The sequence below is a fragment of the Streptomyces sp. cmx-18-6 genome, assembly GCF_046548915.1.
GTDB lineage: Bacteria > Actinomycetota > Actinomycetes > Streptomycetales > Streptomycetaceae > Streptomyces.
Genome location: NZ_JAEBEP010000001.1, coordinates 848,448 through 868,402 on the forward strand (window position 1 = coordinate 848,448; position 19,955 = coordinate 868,402).

16 protein-coding genes are annotated in these 19,955 nt (G+C 71.6%); 12 read left to right on the plus strand and 4 right to left on the minus strand.

Going from position 1 to position 19,955, the window contains the following annotated elements:
* The first annotated feature begins 61 nt into the window (after positions 1–61).
* The gene (locus tag ACLJPL_RS03810) at positions 62–2,113 is read left to right on the plus strand and encodes a protein kinase domain-containing protein (protein WP_411079203.1); all 2,052 of its coding nucleotides are present in this window, start codon (positions 62–64) and stop codon (positions 2,111–2,113) included.
* A 43-nt stretch (positions 2,114–2,156) separates the two neighbouring features.
* On the opposite strand, the gene ACLJPL_RS03815 is transcribed toward ACLJPL_RS03810, so the two are convergent.
* Positions 2,157–2,822 carry a GOLPH3/VPS74 family protein gene (locus tag ACLJPL_RS03815; RefSeq protein ID WP_411079204.1) on the minus strand — a complete coding sequence of 222 codons (666 nt, stop codon included), beginning with the start codon at positions 2,820–2,822 and terminating at the stop codon, positions 2,157–2,159.
* Positions 2,823–2,904: 82 nt separating this feature from the next.
* A complete protein-coding gene (locus ACLJPL_RS03820) occupies positions 2,905–3,525 on the minus strand; it encodes a TetR/AcrR family transcriptional regulator (RefSeq protein WP_411079205.1) in 621 nt (206 codons plus the stop codon).
* Between the two features lie 112 nt (positions 3,526–3,637).
* Between ACLJPL_RS03820 and ACLJPL_RS03825 the strand changes: the two genes are divergently transcribed.
* The 4 genes from ACLJPL_RS03825 to ACLJPL_RS03840 are packed head-to-tail and all read left to right on the plus strand — an operon-like array spanning position 3,638 to position 9,354.
* On the plus strand, positions 3,638–5,260 hold the full coding sequence (locus ACLJPL_RS03825) for a carboxyl transferase domain-containing protein (RefSeq protein ID WP_411079206.1): 1,623 nt from the start codon (positions 3,638–3,640) through the stop codon (positions 5,258–5,260).
* Between the two features lie 7 nt (positions 5,261–5,267).
* Positions 5,268–7,211: an acetyl-CoA carboxylase biotin carboxylase subunit gene (locus ACLJPL_RS03830; RefSeq protein WP_411079207.1), complete on the plus strand. Its 1,944-nt coding sequence runs from the start codon at positions 5,268–5,270 to the stop codon at positions 7,209–7,211.
* Positions 7,208–8,179, plus strand: a complete 972-nt coding sequence (locus tag ACLJPL_RS03835) for a hydroxymethylglutaryl-CoA lyase (RefSeq protein WP_411079208.1) — start codon at positions 7,208–7,210, stop codon at positions 8,177–8,179. The genes ACLJPL_RS03830 and ACLJPL_RS03835 overlap by 4 nt, the downstream gene beginning before the upstream one ends.
* An 8-nt stretch (positions 8,180–8,187) precedes the next feature.
* Positions 8,188–9,354, plus strand: a complete 1,167-nt coding sequence (locus ACLJPL_RS03840) for an acyl-CoA dehydrogenase family protein (protein ID WP_411079209.1) — start codon at positions 8,188–8,190, stop codon at positions 9,352–9,354.
* Between the two features lie 252 nt (positions 9,355–9,606).
* Here ACLJPL_RS03840 and ACLJPL_RS03845 read toward each other — a convergent pair whose 3' ends face one another.
* Positions 9,607–10,440, minus strand: a complete 834-nt coding sequence (locus tag ACLJPL_RS03845) for a putative adhesin (protein WP_411079210.1) — start codon at positions 10,438–10,440, stop codon at positions 9,607–9,609.
* A 284-nt stretch (positions 10,441–10,724) separates the two neighbouring features.
* The gene (locus ACLJPL_RS03850) at positions 10,725–11,168 is read right to left on the minus strand and encodes a winged helix-turn-helix transcriptional regulator (RefSeq protein WP_411079211.1); all 444 of its coding nucleotides are present in this window, start codon (positions 11,166–11,168) and stop codon (positions 10,725–10,727) included.
* A 233-nt stretch (positions 11,169–11,401) separates the two neighbouring features.
* On the opposite strand from ACLJPL_RS03850, the gene ACLJPL_RS03855 reads away from it, so the two are divergent.
* The 7 genes from ACLJPL_RS03855 to ACLJPL_RS03885 all read left to right on the plus strand — a co-directional run bounded on the left by ACLJPL_RS03855 (position 11,402) and on the right by ACLJPL_RS03885 (position 19,909).
* Positions 11,402–12,892 (plus strand): MFS transporter, encoded by a 1,491-nt coding sequence (locus ACLJPL_RS03855; RefSeq protein ID WP_411079454.1) that lies wholly within the window; start codon positions 11,402–11,404, stop codon positions 12,890–12,892.
* The gene (locus ACLJPL_RS03860; protein WP_411079212.1) at positions 12,889–13,530 is read left to right on the plus strand and encodes a GNAT family N-acetyltransferase; all 642 of its coding nucleotides are present in this window, start codon (positions 12,889–12,891) and stop codon (positions 13,528–13,530) included. Before ACLJPL_RS03855 ends, ACLJPL_RS03860 begins: the two co-directional genes overlap by 4 nt.
* A 255-nt stretch (positions 13,531–13,785) precedes the next feature.
* On the plus strand, positions 13,786–14,649 hold the full coding sequence (locus tag ACLJPL_RS03865; RefSeq protein WP_411079213.1) for a siderophore-interacting protein: 864 nt from the start codon (positions 13,786–13,788) through the stop codon (positions 14,647–14,649).
* A gap of 194 nt (positions 14,650–14,843) precedes the next feature.
* A complete protein-coding gene (locus ACLJPL_RS03870) occupies positions 14,844–16,292 on the plus strand; it encodes a pyridoxal phosphate-dependent decarboxylase family protein (RefSeq protein WP_411079214.1) in 1,449 nt (482 codons plus the stop codon).
* A complete protein-coding gene (locus ACLJPL_RS03875) occupies positions 16,276–17,553 on the plus strand; it encodes a lysine N(6)-hydroxylase/L-ornithine N(5)-oxygenase family protein (RefSeq protein WP_411079215.1) in 1,278 nt (425 codons plus the stop codon). The genes ACLJPL_RS03870 and ACLJPL_RS03875 overlap by 17 nt, the downstream gene beginning before the upstream one ends.
* Positions 17,550–18,134, plus strand: a complete 585-nt coding sequence (locus ACLJPL_RS03880) for a GNAT family N-acetyltransferase (RefSeq protein WP_411079216.1) — start codon at positions 17,550–17,552, stop codon at positions 18,132–18,134. Before ACLJPL_RS03875 ends, ACLJPL_RS03880 begins: the two co-directional genes overlap by 4 nt.
* Entirely contained in the window at positions 18,131–19,909 is a 1,779-nt protein-coding gene (locus ACLJPL_RS03885; RefSeq protein WP_411079217.1) for an IucA/IucC family protein, read from the plus strand. Before ACLJPL_RS03880 ends, ACLJPL_RS03885 begins: the two co-directional genes overlap by 4 nt.
* Positions 19,910–19,955: the final 46 nt, after the last annotated feature.

Below are 19,955 nucleotides of genomic sequence, written 5' to 3' on the forward strand. Positions count from 1 at the left end.
GCTGCTTCCACGATCTCGGGAGCAGCGTCGGCTGACGGCGCGTCATGGGGGTGGACCGGGCATGTGGCCGCTGGATCAGGCAGATCCCGTCCGGATAGGGCCGTACCGGCTGTTGGCGCGGCTGGGCGAGGGCGGCATGGGGACGGTGTATCTCGCGGAGGGCGGCGGGGGCGAGCGGGTCGCCCTGAAGTCCATCCGGTACGGATACGCGGAGGACCCCGACTTCCGGTTGCGCTTCGCGCGCGAGATCGAGGCGGCAAGCCGGGTGCGCACCCCGGGCGTTGCCCAGGTCGTGGACGCGGAGCCGGGTGCGGACGGGCAACGACCCTGGGTCGCCACCGAGTTCGTACCCGGGCTGTCCCTCCAGCGGCTGGTGGCCACGCGGGGGCCGCTGCCCGCCCGCAGCGCGGGGGCCCTCGCGGTCGGGCTCGCCCGGGCCCTGGAGGCGGTGCACGCGGCGGGGCTGGTGCACCGCGATGTGAAGCCGTCGAACATCCTCCTCACCGTCGAGGGGCCCCGGTTGATCGACTTCGGGGTGGCCAAGCTCCTCGACGCCTCGACCAGTGGCGGGCTGACGCGCACCGGGACGTCCGTGGGGTCGCCGGGGTACATGTCGCCGGAACAGGTGCTCGGCCACTCCCTCTCGCCCGCCAGTGACGTCTTCGGCGTGGGCGGCGTGCTGGTGTTCGCCTCCACCGGCGCGCTGCCCTTCCCCGTGCCCGACGCCACCAACCAGCATGCCCTGATGTTCGCCGTCGTCCAGCAGGACCCGTCCCTGGACCGCGTTCCCGCCGAGCTGCGCGCCGTCGTCGCGGACTGCCTGGCCAAGGAGCACGCCGACCGCCCCGACGCCCGGGCCCTGGCCGGGCGGCTGGAGCCGTACGCCGCCGTGCTGGACGACAGCGCCGAGGCCGGGGCCGACGCCGGGGCCTTCGACGCCGAACCGTGGCTGCCCGCCCGCGCCCTCGCCGAGGTGGCCCGCATCTCGGGACGGGCCGCCGCCCAGGGCGAGTGGCGGGCGGCCGACTCACCCCACCGCGACACGCCCGTCTCCCCCGACACACCCGGCTCGCCTGAAACACCCGCTTCACCCGACACACCTGGCTCACCCACCTCACCAGACACACCCGCCTCACCCGACACACCCGCCCGAGGTGACAGCCCGCCGGCCTTCCCGCCCCCGCCGCCGTCCGCGCCCCTCTCGTACGTCCCCACGCTCGTCGCACCCCAGGGCCCCGGCTCCGCCCCGCAGGCGGCCCCGCGCCCGCCCGGGCCCGTACCGGAGCCTCCGGGGGCCGCACGGCCCGCGCCCTCCCGGCCCGTCCCCGCCCAGCGCCCCCATTACGTACGCGGGCAGTCCACCCCCGTACCCCCTCGGTCCCCGCAGTCCCCGCCCTCGTGGTCCGCGGGGCGGGCGGCGGTCCGCTCCCCGGAGAGTCTGGCCATCGCGCTGGCCTGGCTCTACGGGGTCTACATCGCCTTCAAGTGCGTGGCCGTCCTGTACCACCTCGGGTTCTCGGCGGAGATCAACGACTGGAAGGAGGCGAACTTCGCCCGGTGGGTGGATGTCGACGCGCTGGTGTCGCAGGCGGACACGCTGGTCCTGTTCGACACCCTCCTGGCACTCGCGGCAACCGTCACCACGGTGGTCTGGTTCTGGCGCGTGCGCAGCAACGCGGAGGTGTTCGCCCCGAGTGAGCAGCGCTACTCCCCCGGCATGGCGATCGGCGGCTGGTTCATCCCGGTCGCCCACTGGGTCATCCCGGGGAAGATGGCCTTCGACATCTGGTACGCCTCGCTCCCGAACCGGCTCCGCGGCAGGCCCGGCGAACGAAGCCGGCAGACGAACAGGCGCTGGCACGGGCGGCGGATGCTCAGCTGGTGGTGGGCGCTCACCGTCGTCTTCAGCGTCAGCGTCACCGTCGTCCTCTTCCTCCCCGATGTGATGAGGAACGCCGTCGACTATCCGAACGGCATCGACTTCGAGGGGATGCTCACGGCCAACCGCTGGGCCATCTTCCTGAATCTCCTGTGCATCCCGGGCGCCGGACTGACCATCGCCGTCGCCCGGCGGCTGAGCGAGCTCCAGGACATGCGCGCGGACGGCCCCTGACCCCTGCCGCGTACCGCGTGGCCGCTCAGGCGACCCCGCAGGGTCAGGACACCACGGACAGGACCGTCACCACGGTCACCGTGGAGATCACCGCCTGGAGGTTGCGGATCGCCTCCCGCACGCTCACGCCCGCCCAGTGCCCGTCGCCGACCTCCGCCATCCTCGGGGCCACCTGCTTCTTCGGCAGCCCGGGAAAGGTCTGCGGGTGCATCCCCGTGGCGTGCAGCAGCGCGATCAGCGCGCAGGTGCGGACGTCCGGCTCGGCCCCGTGCAGCACCACCGCCGCCAGCCGGGCGCGCAGCTCCCGCTCCACGGAGCCGTCCGCCTCCGGGTAGCGGCGTACGGGGAAGACGCCGAGGGCCCGGTGCCGCTCCTCGGTCACCAGGCCGCGGGCGCAGAGGCTGCCCACGACGTCCTGCGAGCCCTTGGCGTGCTCGCGGGCCAGCCAGTCGATCACCTTGCGGCTGCTGGAGGCCCCGTGGACCCAGCGGGCCAGCCGGTCCAGCCGCCCGTCCAGCAGGGCGTCCCCGGTCGGGGACGGGTCGAAGACCTCGACGCGGCCGCCCTTCACCGTGACGCGGCCCGCCATGACCAGCTCCAGGAGCATGCCCGCGGCCACGCCCCAGCGCGCCGCCGACTCCCCCTTCGCCGCGCCGGTCGTGTCGTCCAGCGACAGCAGCATGATCTCTTCGCCCAGTGAGACGGCCATGGCGAGGCTCCCCGTTCTCTTCGTCCTGATCGGACAGACGTGAAGAACCCGCCCCGGGTTGCCCAGCGAACGAACCCGCCGCTCAGGCGGGTTCCACGGCCGCCGCGAACGCGCCGCGCGCCAGCCGGTGCAGCAGCGCGGCGGTGGCCTCGCGGCCGGGCCGGGCCTCGGGGCGGGCCAGGTGCGGGGTGGAGTTCAGCAGGCCGAAGACGGCGTGCACGGTGACGCGGGCCTCGTTCTCGGGCAGGCCGGGATAGAGGGCGCGGACGACGCCGACCCAGACCTCCACGTACTCGCGCTGGAGCCGCCGCACCCGCTTGCGGTCCGTGTCGCGCAGCCGGTCCAGCTCACGGTCGTGGAGGGTGATCAGGGGGCGGTCGTCGAGGGCGAAGTCGATGTGGCCCTCGATGAGCGCGTCCAGGAGCGCCGCCGGGGAGCCGTCGCCCCGGGCCTCGTCCTCCGACACCCGCAGGCGGCCCCCCTCCAGGAGCCGTTCGCTGATCCCGACGAGCAGCTCGGCGAGCATCGCGTCCTTGCCGGGGAAGTGGCGGTACAGGCCGGGGCCGCTGATGCCGACGGCCGCGCCTATCTCGTCGACGCCGACACCGTGGAAGCCGCGCTCGGCGAAGAGGCGGGCCGCCTCCCGCAGGATCTGCTCACGGCGGGTGGGGGCCGCGACGCGGGCGGCGGCATGGGTGCTCATGAGGATTCATTCTAGACAGGGCCGTTAGCGCTCGTTAACCTGAAGGAGACGCGTTAACGCTCATTAACAGCAGCGGCTCACTATCGCGGTACGGGCAAGGGGGCTCGACACGATGCAGCAGGCACCGGTCCTGGCGAGCGCGGCCGATCCCGCCTCGGGGGCCTGGCAGGCCAACGAGGCGGCGCATCACGCGCTCGCCGACGAGCTGGCGGCGCGGCTCGCCACGGCACGGCTGGGCGGGGGTGAGAAGGCGCGGGCCCGCCACGAGGCGCGCGGCAAGCTGCTCCCCCGGGACCGGGTGGACGCCCTCCTCGACCCGGGCTCGCCGTTCCTGGAGCTGGCCCCCCTGGCGGCGAACGGGATGTACGGGGACCAGGCCCCCGCGGCCGGCGTCATCGCCGGCATCGGGCGGGTGTCCGGCCGCGAGTGCGTGATCGTCGCCAATGACGCGACCGTCAAGGGCGGCACGTACTACCCGATGACCGTGAAGAAGCACCTGCGCGCGCAGGAGGTGGCGCTGGAGAACCGGCTCCCCTGCCTCTACCTGGTCGACTCCGGCGGCGCGTTCCTCCCGATGCAGGACGAGGTCTTCCCCGACCGGGACCACTTCGGGCGGATCTTCTACAACCAGGCCCGGATGTCGGGGGCGGGCATCCCGCAGATCGCGGCGGTGCTGGGCTCCTGCACGGCGGGCGGGGCGTATGTCCCGGCGATGAGCGACGAGGCCGTGATCGTCCGAGGCCAGGGCACGATCTTCCTCGGCGGCCCGCCGCTGGTGAAGGCCGCGACCGGTGAGGTCGTCACGGCGGAGGAACTGGGCGGCGGCGAGGTCCACTCCCGTACGTCGGGGGTCACCGACCACCTCGCGGAGGACGACGCGCACGCCCTGCGGATCGTCCGCAACATCGTGGCGACCCTCCCGGACCGCGCCCCGCTCCCCTGGTCGGTCGAGCCGGCCGAGGAGCCGAAGGTCGACCCGGCGGGGCTGTACGGGGCGGTGCCGGTGGACTCCCGCACTCCGTACGACGTACGCGAGGTGATCGCCCGGGTGGTGGACGGCTCGCGCTTCCAGGAGTTCAAGGCGGAGTACGGTACGACGCTGATCACCGGGTTCGCCCGCATCCACGGCCACCCGGTGGGGATCGTCGCGAACAACGGCATCCTGTTCTCCGAGTCGGCCCAGAAGGGCGCGCACTTCATCGAGCTGTGCGACCAGCGCGGCATCCCGCTCGTCTTCCTCCAGAACATCTCCGGCTTCATGGTCGGCCGCGACTACGAGGCGGGCGGCATCGCCAAGCACGGCGCGAAGATGGTCACGGCGGTGGCCTCCACGCGGGTGCCGAAGCTGACGGTCGTCGTCGGCGGTTCGTACGGGGCGGGCAACTACTCGATGTGCGGCCGGGCTTACAGCCCCCGCTTCCTGTGGATGTGGCCCAACGCCAAGATCTCCGTCATGGGCGGCGAGCAGGCGGCCTCGGTGCTGGCCACCGTCAAGCGCGACCAGCTCGGCGACGACTGGAGCGCGGAGGACGAGGAGACGTTCAAGGCCCCGATCCGCGCCCAGTACGAGACCCAGGGCAACGCGTACTACGCCACCGCCCGGCTCTGGGACGACGGCGTGATCGACCCCGTGGACACCCGGCAGGTGCTGGGCCTGGCCCTGACCGCCTGCGCCAATGCCCCGCTGCCCCAGAAGGACCCGGCCGGGCCCGCCTTCGGCGTCTTCCGGATGTGAGGAACAGATGACGATGTTCGACACCGTTCTGGTCGCCAACCGCGGCGAGATCGCCGTCCGGGTGATCCGGACCCTTCGGGAGCAGGGCGTGCGCTCGGTCGCGGTCTTCAGCGACGCGGACGCGGACGCCCGGCACGTACGGGAGGCGGACACGGCGGTACGGATCGGCCCGCCGCCCGCCGCCGAGAGCTACTTGTCGGTGCCCGCGCTCCTGGAGGCGGCCCGCCGCACGGGGGCGCAGGCCGTGCACCCCGGTTACGGATTCCTCGCGGAGAACGCCGAGTTCGCCGCCGCCTGCACGGAGGCGGGGCTGGTCTTCATCGGCCCGCCCGCCTCCGCGATCTCCCTCATGGGCGACAAGATCCGGGCCAAGGAGACGGTCGCGGCGGCCGGAGTCCCGGTCGTGCCGGGTTCGTCAGGCAGCGGCCTCACCGACGCCCAACTGGAGTCGGCGGCGAGGGAGATCGGCACCCCGGTCCTGCTGAAGCCCTCGGCGGGCGGCGGCGGCAAGGGCATGCGCCTGGTCCGTGACGCGGAGGTGCTGGCGGAGGAGATCGCGGCGGCGAGGCGCGAGGCCCGGGCCTCCTTCGGCGACGACACCCTGCTGGTGGAGCGGTGGATCGACCGCCCCCGCCACATCGAGATCCAGGTGCTGGCCGACGCCCACGGCAACGTGATCCACCTGGGCGAGCGGGAGTGCTCGCTCCAGCGCCGCCACCAGAAGATCATCGAGGAGGCGCCCTCGGTCCTGCTCGACGAGCAGACCCGGGCGGCGATGGGCGAGGCGGCCGTGCAGGCGGCGCGCAGTTGCGGCTATGTCGGCGCGGGGACGGTGGAGTTCATCGTCCCGGGCAACGACCCGGCCTCGTACTACTTCATGGAGATGAACACCCGCCTCCAGGTCGAGCACCCGGTCACCGAGCTGATCACCGGCCTGGACCTGGTGGAATGGCAGCTGCGGGTGGCGTCCGGCGAGCAACTCCCGTACGCCCAGAAGGACATCACACTCACCGGCTGGGCGATCGAGGCCCGCGTCTGCGCCGAGGACCCCTCCCGCGGCTTTCTGCCCTCCGGCGGTACGGTGCTGGCGCTGCGCGAACCGCAGGGCGGCGGGGTCCGGACGGACTCGGGGCTCAGCGAGGGCGTGCCGGTGGGCAGCCTGTACGACCCGATGCTGTCGAAGGTCATCGCGTACGGCCCCGACCGCGCGAGCGCCCTCCGCAAGCTGCGGGCGGCCCTCGCGGACACGGTGATCCTGGGCGTCCCGACCAACGCGGGCTTCCTGCGCCGCCTGTTGGCGCACCCGGACGTGGTCGCGGGGAACCTGGACACGGGGCTGGTGGAGCGCGAGGCGCAGAGCCTGGTGCCGGACGGCGTACCGGACGAGGTGTACGCGGCGGCCGCGGCGGTGCGCCTCGACGCCCTGGCCCCCCGGCCGGACGCGGGGGGCTGGACGGACCCGTTCTCGGTGCCGAACGGGTGGCGGACGGGGGGTGTGCGGGCGCCGCTGGTGTTCCCGCTACGGGTGTCGGGCGCGGACCCGGTGACGTACGGGGCCCCGGCCTCCGCGACGGTCACGGCCGACCGGGTCACGGTCGAACTCGACGGCACGGTGGGGCACTTCCACCGCAGCGGCCCCTGGCTCGGCCGGGACGGCGACACCTGGCACGTGCAGGACCACGACCCGGTGGAGGCGTCCCTGAGCGGGGCGGGCCGGAGCGGGGCGGACACGCTGGCGGCCCCCATGCCGGGCACGGTCACGGTGGTGAAGGCAGCGGTCGGGGACGAGGTCGAGGCGGGTCAGAGCCTGCTGGTGGTGGAGGCGATGAAGATGGAGCACGTGATCTCCGCCCCGCACGCCGGGACCGTGTCCGAGCTGGACGTCACGGCGGGCGCGACGGTGGCGATGGACCAGATCCTGGCGGTAGTGACCCCTCGGGAGGACTCATGACCACGCTCCCCATGAAGGTCCCGGCGCCCGGCCTGCCGGCCCGGGTCCGCATCCACGAAGTGGGGGCGCGGGACGGGCTTCAGAACGAGAAGGAGACCGTCCCGACGCCGGTGAAGGCGGAGTTCATCCGCCGGCTGGCCGTGGCGGGCCTGACCACGATCGAGGCGACGAGCTTCGTGCACCCGAAGTGGGTGCCCCAACTGGCGGACGCGGAGGAGCTGTTCCCGCTCCTGGGCGAGGTCGCGGACGTCGGTGACGTATCCCTGCCGGTCCTCGTGCCGAACGAACGCGGCCTGGACCGGGCGCTGGCGCTCGGGGCCCGGTCGATCGCGGTGTTCGGCTCGGCCACGGAGACGTTCGCCGCGCGCAACCTGAACCGGACCGTCGACGAGTCGCTGGCGATGTTCGAGCCGGTGGTGGCCCGCGCGAAGGCGGAGAAGGTCCACGTCCGCGGGTACCTGTCGATGTGCTTCGGGGACCCGTGGGAAGGCGCGGTCCCCGTCGCCCAGGTGGTCGGGGTCGCGAAGGCGCTGATGGACCTGGGGTGCGACGAGCTCTCGCTGGGCGACACGATCGGGGTGGCGACGCCGGGCCACGTGACGGCGCTGCTGACGGCGCTGAACGATTCCGCCGTCCCCACGGAGGCGATCGGCGTCCACTTCCACGACACGTACGGCCAGGCGCTGTCCAACACCCTGGCGGCGCTCCAGCACGGAGTGAGCACGGTGGACGCGTCGGCGGGCGGCCTGGGCGGCTGCCCGTACGCGAAGAGCGCCACGGGCAATCTCGCCACCGAGGACCTGGTGTGGATGCTCGACGGCCTGGGCATCGAGACGGGCGTCGACCTGGACGCCCTGACCGCGACCAGCGTCTGGCTGGCCGGACATCTGGGCCGACCGAGCCCATCCCGCACGGTCCGCGCCCTGACCCCTTCCCTTTCTTCCTCTCCCCCCTCCCACAAGGAGTGAGTCACCCCATGTCCCTGGACCACCGGCTGACCGCCGAGCACGAGGAACTGCGCCGCACCGTCGAGGAGTTCGCGCACGATGTGATCGCGCCGAAGATCGGCGACCTCTACGAGCGCCATGAGTTCCCGTACGAGATCGTGCGCGAGATGGGCCGGATGGGCCTGTTCGGGCTGCCGTTCCCGGAGGAGTACGGCGGGATGGGCGGCGACTACCTCGCGCTCGGGATCGCCCTGGAGGAGCTGGCCCGGGTCGACTCGTCGGTGGCGATCACCCTGGAGGCCGGGGTCTCGCTGGGCGCGATGCCGCTCCATCTCTTCGGCACCGAGGAGCAGAAGCGGCAGTGGCTGCCGAAGCTGTGCGCGGGCGAGGCGCTGGGCGCGTTCGGCCTGACCGAGCCGGACGGCGGCTCGGACGCGGGCGGCACGCGCACGACGGCGGTGCTGGACGAGGCGAGAGACGAGTGGGTCATCAACGGCTCGAAGTGCTTCATCACCAACTCGGGCACGGACATCACGGAGTTGGTCACGGTCACCGCCGTGACGGGCCGCAAGGAGGACGGCCGCCCCCGGATCTCCGCGATCATCGTCCCCTCCGGAACCCCCGGCTTCACCGTCGCGGCCCCCTACTCCAAGGTCGGCTGGAACGCCTCCGACACCCGCGAGCTCTCCTTCGCCGACGTCCGCGTCCCCGCCGCCAACCTGCTGGGCGAGGAGGGCCGGGGCTACGCGCAGTTCCTGCGGATCCTGGACGAGGGCCGCATCGCGATCTCGGCCCTGGCGACGGGCCTGGCCCAGGGGTGTGTGGACGAGTCGGTGAAGTACGCGGCCGAGCGCCACGCGTTCGGAAAGCCGATCGGCGCGAACCAGGCGATCCAGTTCAAGATCGCCGACATGGAGATGCGCGCCCACATGGCCCGCATCGGCTGGCGCGACGCGGCCTCACGCCTGGTGGCGGGCGAACCGTTCAAGAAGGAGGCGGCGATCGCGAAGCTGTACTCCTCGACGGTCGCGGTGGACAACGCCCGCGACGCGACCCAGATCCACGGCGGCTACGGCTTCATGAACGAGTACCCGGTGGCCCGGATGTGGCGCGACTCGAAGATCCTGGAGATCGGCGAGGGAACGAGCGAGGTCCAGCGGATGCTGATCGCCCGGGAGTTGGGGCTGCCGGCCTGATCCCCTCGACGTTCCGACTGCCGCCCCGGCCGCCGTGGATTCGCTCATGACGGCCGGGAAGGTCGAGGCGGTCGGGGAAGGTCCAGGCGGTCGGGAAGGTCCAGGCGGTCGGGAAGATCGAGGCAGCCGGGGAGGTCGAGGCAGCCTGCGACGCTCGGTCGTGCGCTCGACGCCAGGGAATGGCGACCTCCGCTTCTCGCGGGCCCTCCTCGATGAGGCCGGCGTGGAGGTGGACTCCGGACAACACCACGCCTACTTCCGGGGGCGCTTGGCCGGCTTCTCCGGTTCCGGTGAGGGGGACGGAGACGTGGCGCGGAGCATCACCGTGTAGTTGCGGTGTGTGAAGAGCCGGTCGATCTCCGGGGTGCTGGAGGAGCCCACCCCGCAGCAGGCGTAGTGGACGGTCAGTGCGTCATCGCCCTCCTGCCCCGCGTGGGCCGCCGCGAGTTCGGCCACCTTGTCCTTCAGCGTGCCGCCCTCGACCGAGGTCGCACCCTCGGCCAGGTGCTTGGCCGCCAGAGGCATCAACTTGTAGTTGATGACCTCCTCGCCCGCTGTGTAGGTCTTGGGAAACCCGTCAGGCATCGGCTTGCGCTTGTTTCTGTGGTCGACCATTTCGAGGTCGTCCGCGGCGGGCGGCTCGCCGGACTCGACGAGCTTCGCCACCTCGTTCTCCAGCCATGCGCCGGGCGGCGCGTAGACGACCAGCTCGATGCCCTCCGGCACGGTGAAGGTCGCCTTGAGCGCACGGCTGCGCGGGTTGTCGGGGTTCTTGGGCAGACGCTGAGGGTCGCCGAACCGGCCGTGTCCGCTGATCACCGTGGGGGCCTGGCCGCTCGCGCTCGCTGCCGGCTCCTGGGAGTTCTCCCCCGGCATCCGCTGCACCGGCAGCGCGGCCCGGCTGTCGAGCATGCGGCACACGGCGGCGTTCCCGGCCGAGCGCTGGAGCTCCATCATGCCGGCGCCGGTCGGCCGCGGCGATGCGGAAGACGCGGCGGACGCGGCGGACGTCGACGCCGCAAGGGCCGCCGTCTGCGGGAGCCTGAGCGATCGGCGGCCCTCTTCCGCCTCTTCACGCGCGCGCATGGGCCACTCCCATCGGTACGGAATCCGCGCAGGGGGCGCGGGAAGGAATCAACACGGGATGAACAAGGGATCAACATTACGGCGCTACGGCTGACGGCGGCAGAGCGCCGGGGCCGTGGCCGGGGACAGTGCCGCTTGCCCTCGGGGGCCACCTGGGGCGGCACCCTGCGGGCCGGGGCCGTACGGCGGCACTCACCGCGACTCCCGGCGTACGGCCCCCAGCCGGTCAGCCGTCCCCGCGCCGCCGGCCCACAGCACCGCCCCCCAGACGTCACGAGGACGCGTCAGGCGGCGGCCTCTTCCCCGGCCTGACGGCTGTCGTACTCCGACCGCGCCCTGGCGATCTCCTGCTGGTGGCCCTCCGTCCAGTCGACCAGGGTCCGGATCGTCGTGTGCAGGGTCGCGCCCATCGGCGTCAGCTCGTACTCCACACGCGGCGGGACCACCGGATAGACCGTGCGCCGCACCAGGCCGTCGCGTTCGAGCTGGCGCAGGGTCACCGTCAGCATGCGCTGACTGATGCCGTCGATCAGCCGGCGGAGCTCGGAGAAGCGCAGCGTCCGGCGCTCCAGGTGCGCTATGGCGAGCAGCGACCACTTGTCCGCGACGCGGTCGAGGATCTGCCGCACCTCGCAGCCTTCGCGGACGTCCCAGTTGCTGATGTCGAAGTCCTGCTCAGCCCTGGTATCGCGGCAGTTACTCGGTGACTTCAAAGTGCCTTCTTCCATGGTCCCCCAGCGTGCCGCATGCTTCGAGTGGTTACAAGAGGGAACCGACCAGCACTTCAGTAACTCGGGTTCTCCTGCACGCCTGTTGCTGGTTCCTCCTCCTCTGATCCCTTACCACGGACCGCTGTTGCGGCGGTTCGCCGTGCCCGATTCCTCGTCCTCATCGTCTTCCTCGCCCTAGGAGAAGTCCCGTGTCCACACCACCACCCCTTTCGAGCAGCGGCGCCGTCCGCATGACCAAGCGCGCGTGGGGCGTGCTGTTCGTGCTCTGCGGTGCGATCTTCCTCGAAGGCATCGACGTGGCCATGCTGAACGTGGCCATGCCCGCGATCCGCGCCGACCTGGGGCTGTCCACCGGCACCCTCCAGTGGGTGATGAGCGCGTACGTCCTCGGCTACGGCGGCTTCATGCTGCTGGGCGGCCGGGCGGCCGACCTGTTCGGGCGGCGGCGGATGTTCGTCCTGTGGCTCGTGGTCTTCCTGCTCTTCTCCGGTCTCGGCGGACTGGCCACCGAAGGGTGGATGCTGATCGTCGCCCGGTTCGTCACGGGGGTCTCCGCGGCCTTCATGACGCCGGCCGGCCTGTCGATCATCACCACCGGCTTCCCGGAGGGCCCGCAGCGCAACAAGGCCCTGCTCGTCTACTCCGGCACCGCGGCGGGCGGCTTCTCCATCGGCCTGGTCGTCGGCGGCCTGCTGTCCGCGATCGACTGGCGCTGGGTCTTCTTCGCCCCGGTCATCCTCTCCTTCGGCATCCTTGTCGCCGCGCTGGTGCTCGTCCCCAAGTCGCCGCGCCCGGACCGCACCGGGCAGGGCGTCGACCTGGCCGGGGCGATCACCGTCACCGGAGGCATCCTGCTCCTCGTCTTCGGCGTCGAGCGGGCCACGCACGCCTCGGCCGCCTGGACGACCGGCACGATCGGCGCCTCGCTCCTCCTCTTCCTCGGGTTCGTCCTCATCGAGCGCCGCTCGGCCTCGCCGCTGGTGCGGCTGAGCATCTTCCGCAGCGGGTCGCTGGTCCGCGCCAATGTGTCGGGGCTGCTCTTCGCGGCGGGGTTCTTCGGCTTCCAGTTCATCGCCGTGCTCTACCTCCAGGAGCTGCGGGGCTGGTCGTCGCTCCAGACGAGCTTCGCCCTGATCGTCATCGGCGTGGACGCGATCCTCTCCCCGCTGCTCACGCCGAAGCTCGTGGCGCGGTTCGGCAACGCGCGCGTCATCTTCTTCGGACTGCTCCTCGCCTCCCTCTCGTACGCCCTCTTCCTGCCGATCACCGCCGACTGGGTCTATCTGGCGATGTTCCCGAGCCTGCTCCTGCTGGGTGTGGCGTTCTCGCTCGTGTACGGACCGCTGACGATCACCGCCACCGACGGCATCGCCGAGGAGGAGCAGGGCGTGGCGGGCGGGCTGCTCTACACGTCCTTCCAGTTCGGCGCGGCGCTCGGCCTGTCCGCTGTCGCCGCCGTCAACATCGCCGCCACCGAGGGGACTTCACCGGACGCCCTGCTCGACGGCTACCGGGCGGCGCTCGTCGTCCCGCTGGTCGCCGCCCTGATCGCCGCCGCCGTCAGCGCCTTCGGACTGCGACACCGGTCCGCGGGCACGGTCGGCAGCGCGGATGAGGGTCCGGCCGGGGGTCCGGTCGAAGGCCCGACCGGAAGCCCGTCCGACACCGCGCCGGAATCCGGTCGACAAGCCGACCTCCCCTCCGGCAAAGTTCCTGCATGAGCCACCGATACTGGCCCCTCCGCGGGCTCAGGGTCCGTACACCCCGCCTCGAACTGCGGCTGCCCGACGAGGGACTCCTCGACGAGCTGGCCTCGGTCGCCGCCGGCGGGGTGCACGGCCGGGACCGGATGCCGTTCGTCTTCCCGTGGACGGACGGCGAGCCGGACGAGGTCGGCCGGGCCGTCTACCAGCACGTGCTGGGCACGGTCGCCGGGTGGTCGCCCCGCGACTGGACGCTCTCCCTCGCCGTCCTCCACGAGGGCGCGGTCGTGGGGCGGCAGGACCTGATGGGCCGGGAGTTCGGCGTACGGGGCGAGGTACTGACCGGGTCGTGGCTCGGCCTCGCCCACCAGGACCGGGGCATCGGCACGGAGATGCGGGCCGCCGCCCTCCACCTGGCCTTCGACGGACTCGGCGCCCGGTACGCCGTCTCGGAGGCCATGACGGACAACCCGCGCTCGCTCGGCGTCTCACGCCGGCTCGGATACGTCCCGGACGGCCTCCAGGTGGAGGCGGTGCGCGGGGCTCCCGCCACCCTCCAGCGCCTGCGGCTGGACCGGGCCGGGTGGGAGAAGCACCGGAGCGTCGACGTCACCGTGGAGGGGCTGGACGCCTGCCGGGCGGACTTCGGGGGGTAGCGGCTCCGGCGATGGCGGAGGGGCGGTGACGGAGGGGGCGGAAGCGGAGGGGCCGGGGGTGCGGACGGAGTCCGCCGTACGGAGTCCACCCGTACGGAGTCCACCCGGGCGGGCAACCCTTCGCACACCCGGGCCGCCGGGCCCGCCCGACACCGTGACCGCCTAGCAAGGTTAGGCTAACCTTCCTCCGGACCGCCCTCGCCGGAGCCGGGCCCGTCCGTCCGCCGCTCCTGGCCCGTTCCGGAGGAGCCCTCGTTGACGACGACCGCCGCCGTTCCCCGTGTCGCCCCGTTCCGCTTCTTCGACCTGACCGTCCTGCGGGCCAGGCGGCTCGGGCCCACCATGCTCCGGATCACCCTGGGCGGGCCCGGGGCCGAGGGGTTCAGCGCCGGGGGGCGGGACCAGAGCCTGTCGATCTTCCTGCCGCACCCCGGGCAGAGCGAGGCCGTGGTACCCGAGGGCGAGGACGGGGCCTGGTACCCGAAGTGGCGGGCGCTGCCCGAGGACGTACGGGCGGTGATGCGGTCCTACACCGTGCGGGCCCAGCGCGTGCTGCCGGACGGCTCCACCGAGGTGGACATCGACTTCGCGCTCCACGGCGACGGCGGGCCCGCTTCCCGGTGGGCGCTGACCGCCGCGCCCGGCGAGCGGCTGAAGGTGCTGGGGCCCGCCGTCCGGGACAACACCTCCGTGCGGTTCCGGCCGCCGAAGGGCACCGACTGGGTGCTGATCTGGGCCGACGAGACCGCCCTCCCCGCCGCCTCCGCCGCCCTGGAGTGGCTGCCCGCCGGGATGCCGGCCCGGGTCTGGCTCGACGTGCCGAAGACGGAGGACCGGCAGGCCCTCAACACCGCGGCCAAGGCCCGGATCAGCTGGCTCGTCCGGAGCGAGGGGGCCGCCACCGGCGTCGAGGCCGTGCGCGCCGCCGAACTGCCCGAGGGCGTCCCGTACGTCTGGATCGCGGGCGAGTCGTCCGAGGTGCGGGCGCTCCGCCGCCACCTGGTCCAGGAGCGCGGCTTCGACCGCAAGCGGGTGACCTTCGTCGGGTACTGGCGGCGCGGGCTCAGCGAGGAGCAGCTCCGGGCGGAGACGATCGCGCGGGCCGGGGCCGTGGACTAGCTCCCCAGCCCCTCCGCCCACATACACCTCCCCAAAAAGGGATCAAAGCGGGCAACATCCACACCCGCCAGGGGCGGGAGAGGGTCAGTGATCGAGTTAGGTTAGGCTAACCTCACTTCGACATCGCGTCCCTCGTCCCCCTTTCCTGCCCGGAGGGCCGCGATGAAGTTCCCCTCACCCGGGAGGACCCCTTCATGCGTTCGCACCTGCTCAACAACACGACTGCGGAGCACTACCGGCGCACCGTCACCGCAGGAGTGGAACGGGTCGCGGCCCAACTCGCCGCCACCGAGCGCCCCTTCAGCGGGGTCGGTGTCGACGAACTCTCCCCCGTCGTCGACGCGATCGACCTGGACCAGCCGCTGGGCGACGCCGCCGCCGCCCTCGACGAGCTCGGCGAGGTCTACCTCCGCGACGCCGTCTACTTCCACCACCCCCGCTACCTGGGCCACCTCAACTGCCCGGTCGTCATCCCCGCCGTCCTCGGCGAGGCGGTGCTCTCCGCGATCAACTCCTCCCTGGACACCTGGGACCAGAGCGCGGGCGGCACCCTCATCGAGCGCCGGCTCATCGACTGGACCACCGAGCGCATCGGCCTCGGCCCGGCCGCCGACGGGATCTTCACCAGCGGCGGTACGCAGTCCAACCTCCAGGCCCTGCTGCTGGCCCGCGACGAGGCGAAGGTCCGGCCCGAGCACTACACCCGGCTGCGGATCTTCGCCTCCGAGTGCAGCCACTTCAGCGTGCAGAAGTCCGCCAAACTCCTCGGCCTCGGCCCGGACGCGGTGATCTCCGTCCCCGTCGACAGCAACAAGCGCATGCAGGCCGTGGCCCTCGCCCACGCCCTGGAGCAGTGCGTGGCCGAGGGCGCCGTGCCCATGGCCGTCGTCGCGACCGCCGGCACCACGGACTTCGGCTCCATCGACCCGCTGCCCGAGATCGCCGCGCTCTGCGAGCAGTTCGCCACCTGGATGCACGTGGACGCCGCGTACGGCTGCGGGCTGCTGGCCTCCCGAGAGCGGCGCGGCCTCCTCGAAGGCATCGGACACGCCGACTCGGTGACCGTCGACTACCACAAGTCCTTCTTCCAGCCGGTGAGTTCGTCGGCGCTGCTGGTGCGCGACCGGGCGACCCTGCGCCACGCCACGTATCACGCGGAGTATCTGAACCCGCGCCGGATGGCCGAGGAGCGGATACCCAACCAGGTCGACAAGTCCCTCCAGACGACCCGCCGGTTCGACGCGCTCAAGCTGTGGATGACGCTGCGCGTCATGGGCGCGGACGGCATCGGCGAGCTGTTCGACGAGGTCTGCGACCTGGCCGCCGAGGGCTGGAAGCTGCTCACCGCCGACCCGCGCTTCGACGTGGTGGTGCAGCCGCAGCTCTCCACGCTCGTCTTCCGCCACATCCCGTCCGGCGTCACCTCCCCGGACCAGATCGACCGCGCCAACCTCTACGCCCGCAAGGCGCTGTTCGCCTCCGGCGAGGCGATCGTCGCGGGCACCAAGGTCGGCGCACGCCAGTACCTGAAGTTCACCCTGCTCAACCCCGAAACGACCGTGGACGACATCGCCGCGGTCCTCGACCTGATCTCCGGCCACGCCGAGCAGTACCTGGGAGACTCCCTTGTCCGCGCTTCCTGAACCCCACGACTTCATCGGGATCGGGCTCGGCCCGTTCAATCTCGGACTGGCCTGCCTGACCGAGCCGATCGACGAACTCGACGGCGTCTTCCTGGAGTCCAAGCCGGACTTCGAGTGGCACTCCGGGATGTTCCTCGAAGGGGCCCATCTCCAGACGCCGTTCATGTCGGACCTGGTCACCATGGCCGACCCGACCTCGCCGTACTCGTTCCTCAACTACCTCAAAGAGCGCGGCAGGCTCTACTCCTTCTACATCCGGGAGAACTTCTACCCGCTGCGGACCGAGTACAACGACTACTGCCGTTGGGCCGCAGCCAAGTTGAGCAGCATCCGGTTCAACGAGACCGTGGAGAGCGTGACGTACGACGAGGGCGAGGCGCTCTACACCGTCACCACCGCCGCCGGCGCCCTCCTGCGCTCCCGGCGGCTGGTCCTCGGCACCGGGACACCGCCGTACATCCCCGAGGCGTGCCACGGCCTCGGCGGGGACTTCCTGCACAACTCCCGCTATCTGGAGGGGAAAGCCGAACTCCAGAAGAAGAAGTCGATCACCCTGATCGGCAGCGGGCAGAGCGCGGCGGAGATCTACTACGACCTGCTGTCCGAGATCGACACATACGGCTACCGGCTCAACTGGGTGACGCGCTCCCCGCGGTTCTTCCCGCTGGAGTACACGAAACTCACGCTGGAGATGACCTCGCCGGAGTACATCGACTACTTCCACGCACTGCCCGAGGAGACCCGCTACCGGCTGGAGACCGGGCAGAAGGGGCTGTTCAAGGGCATCGACGGGGAATTGATCGACGCGATCTTCGACCTCCTCTACCAGAAGAACCTGCCGGGCCCCGCGCCCACCCGACTGCTCACCAACTCGGCGCTGATCAGCACGCGTTACGACGAGGAGGGCGGCGCGTACAGCCTGGGGCTGCGCCAGGAGGAACAGGGCAAGGACTACTCCCTGACCACCGAGGGCCTGATCCTCGCCACCGGCTACCGCTACGAGGCGCCCGCCTTCCTCGCCGGCGTCACCGGCCGGCTGCGCCACGACAGCCGGGGCCGCTTCGACGTGGCCCGCAACTACAGCATCGACACCACCGGGCGCGGGATCTTCCTCCAGAACGCCGGGGTGCACACCCACTCGATCACCTCGCCCGACCTGGGCATGGGCGCGTACCGCAACGCGTACATCATCGGCGAACTGCTCGGCCGTGAGTACTACCCGGTCGAGAAGTCCATCGCCTTCCAGGAGTTCGCGATATGAGCCGCCCCGGGACCGCCGCCACCGGCACGAACCGCCCCGGCGGCCTGGGCGCGTTCACCGTCCGGCCGCTGGACCCCCTCGCCGACGCCGAGCTGGTGCACGGCTGGGTGACCCACCCCAAGGCCGCGTTCTGGCTGATGGGCGGGGCGAAACTCCAGGACGTGGAGCGGGAGTACATGGCGATCGCCGCCCACCCCCACCACGACGCCTTCATCGGCCTGCACGACGGCGAGCCCGTCTTCCTGATGGAGCGGTACGACCCTGCCGAGGTGGAGCTCAAGGGCCTGTACGAGGCGGAGCCCGGCGACATCGGGATGCACTTCCTGGTCGCGCCGACCGACACCCCGGTGCACGGCTTCACCCGCGCCGTGATCACCGCCGTGATGGAGACGCTGTTCGCCGACCCGTCCGTGCGCCGGGTCGTCGTCGAGCCCGACGTCACCAACAGCGCCGTGCACGCCCTCAACAAGGCGGTCGGTTTCGACGTACTGCGGGAGATCGCCAAACCGGAGAAGAACGCGCTGCTCAGCGCCTGCACCCGCGAGCAGTTCGAAGCAGCGACCGGAGGTAACGACCGATGACCACCGCCCTCACCGACAGCGCCGCCCACCTCTCCCCCGGCCGCTGGGCCACCGCAAACCGACTCCTGGTCCGCAAAGCACTGGCGGAATTCAGCCACGAGCGCCTCCTCACCCCTGCTCCGCTGGGCGAAGACCGCTACACCCTCCGTAGCGACGACGCCGCGACGGAGTACCGTTTCACCGCCCGCGTCTTCGCCCTGGACCACTGGCAGGTCGAGGCGGAGTCGATCACGCGCCACCGGCACGGCACCGAAATCCCCCTGGACGCCCTGGAGTTCTTCATCGAACTGCGGACCGCCCTCGGGCTGACCGAGGAGATCCTCCCGGTCTACCTGGAGGAGGTCTCCTCCACCCTGGCCGGAACCGCCTACAAACTCACCAAAGAACCGGCCACCTCCGGCCAGCTCGTCGCCGCCGGCTTCCAGGCCGTCGAGACCGGGATGACCGAGGGCCACCCGTGCTTCGTGGCCAACAACGGGCGGCTCGGCTTCGGGGTGGACGAGTACCGTGCGTACGCCCCCGAGGCCGCCTCGGAGATCCGGCTGGTGTGGCTGGCCGCCCGCCGCGACCGGGCCACCTTCACGGCGGGCGCCGGACTGGACTACGACGCGCTGGTCGAGGCGGAGCTCAGCGAGGAGACCCGCAACCGGTTCGCCGCCGCGCTGCGCTCTCTGGGCCTCGACCCCGACGCGTACTTCCTCCTGCCCGTACACCCCTGGCAGTGGTGGAACAAGCTCGCCGTCACCTTCGCCGGCGAGCTGGCCGAACGGCGCCTGGTGGTGCTCGGGGAGGGCGAGGACGCCTATCTGGCCCAGCAGTCGATCCGTACGTTCTTCAACACCGACCACCCCGGCAAGCACTACGTCAAGACGGCCCTGTCCGTCCTGAACATGGGCTTCATGCGCGGGCTCTCGGCCGCCTACATGGAGGCCACGCCCGCCATCAACGACTGGCTGGCCGGGCTCATCGAGCGCGACGCCCTGCTGCGCGGGGCCCGGTTCTCGATCATCCGGGAGCGGGCCGCGATCGGCTACCACCATCGGGCGTACGAGACGGCCACCGCCAAGGGCTCCCCCTACCGGAAGATGCTCGCCGCGCTGTGGCGCGAGAGCCCCGTGCCGGGTCTGGAGCCGGGCGAGCGGGTCGCCACCATGGCGTCCCTGCTGCACACCGACCACGAGGGCCGCTCGGTCGCCGGGGTCCTGATCGAGGAGTCCGGACTCGACGCGCAGGTGTGGCTGCGGCACTACCTGGACGCCTACCTGGTGCCGGTGCTGCACAGCTTCTACGCCTACGACCTGGTCTACATGCCGCACGGCGAGAACGTGATCCTGGTCGTGGAGGACGGCGTCGTCACCCGCACGATCTTCAAGGACATCGCCGAGGAGATCGCGGTGATGGACCCGGACGCGGTGCTGCCGCCGCGGGTCGAGCGCATCCGCGCCGAGGTCCCCGAGGACATGAAGCTCCTGTCGGTCTTCACCGACGTCTTCGACTGCTTCTTCCGCTTCCTGGGCGCGGGCCTGGCCACCGAAGGGATCCTGGACGAGGACACCTTCTGGCAGACGGTCGCCGCCTGCGCGCGCGACTACCAGGAGTCGGTGCCCTACCTCGCGGACAAGTTCAAGGAATACGACCTGTTCCAGGAGGAGTTCGCGCTCTCCTGCCTCAACCGCCTCCAGCTGCGCGACAACCAGCAGATGGTGGACCTGAACGACCCGGCGGGCGCGCTCCAGTTGGTGGGCCGGCTGAAGAACCCGATCGCGAAGTTCTGAGCGGTCCTTCCTGGACCGTGAGCGGCCCTCCGGGGCCGTGAGCGGC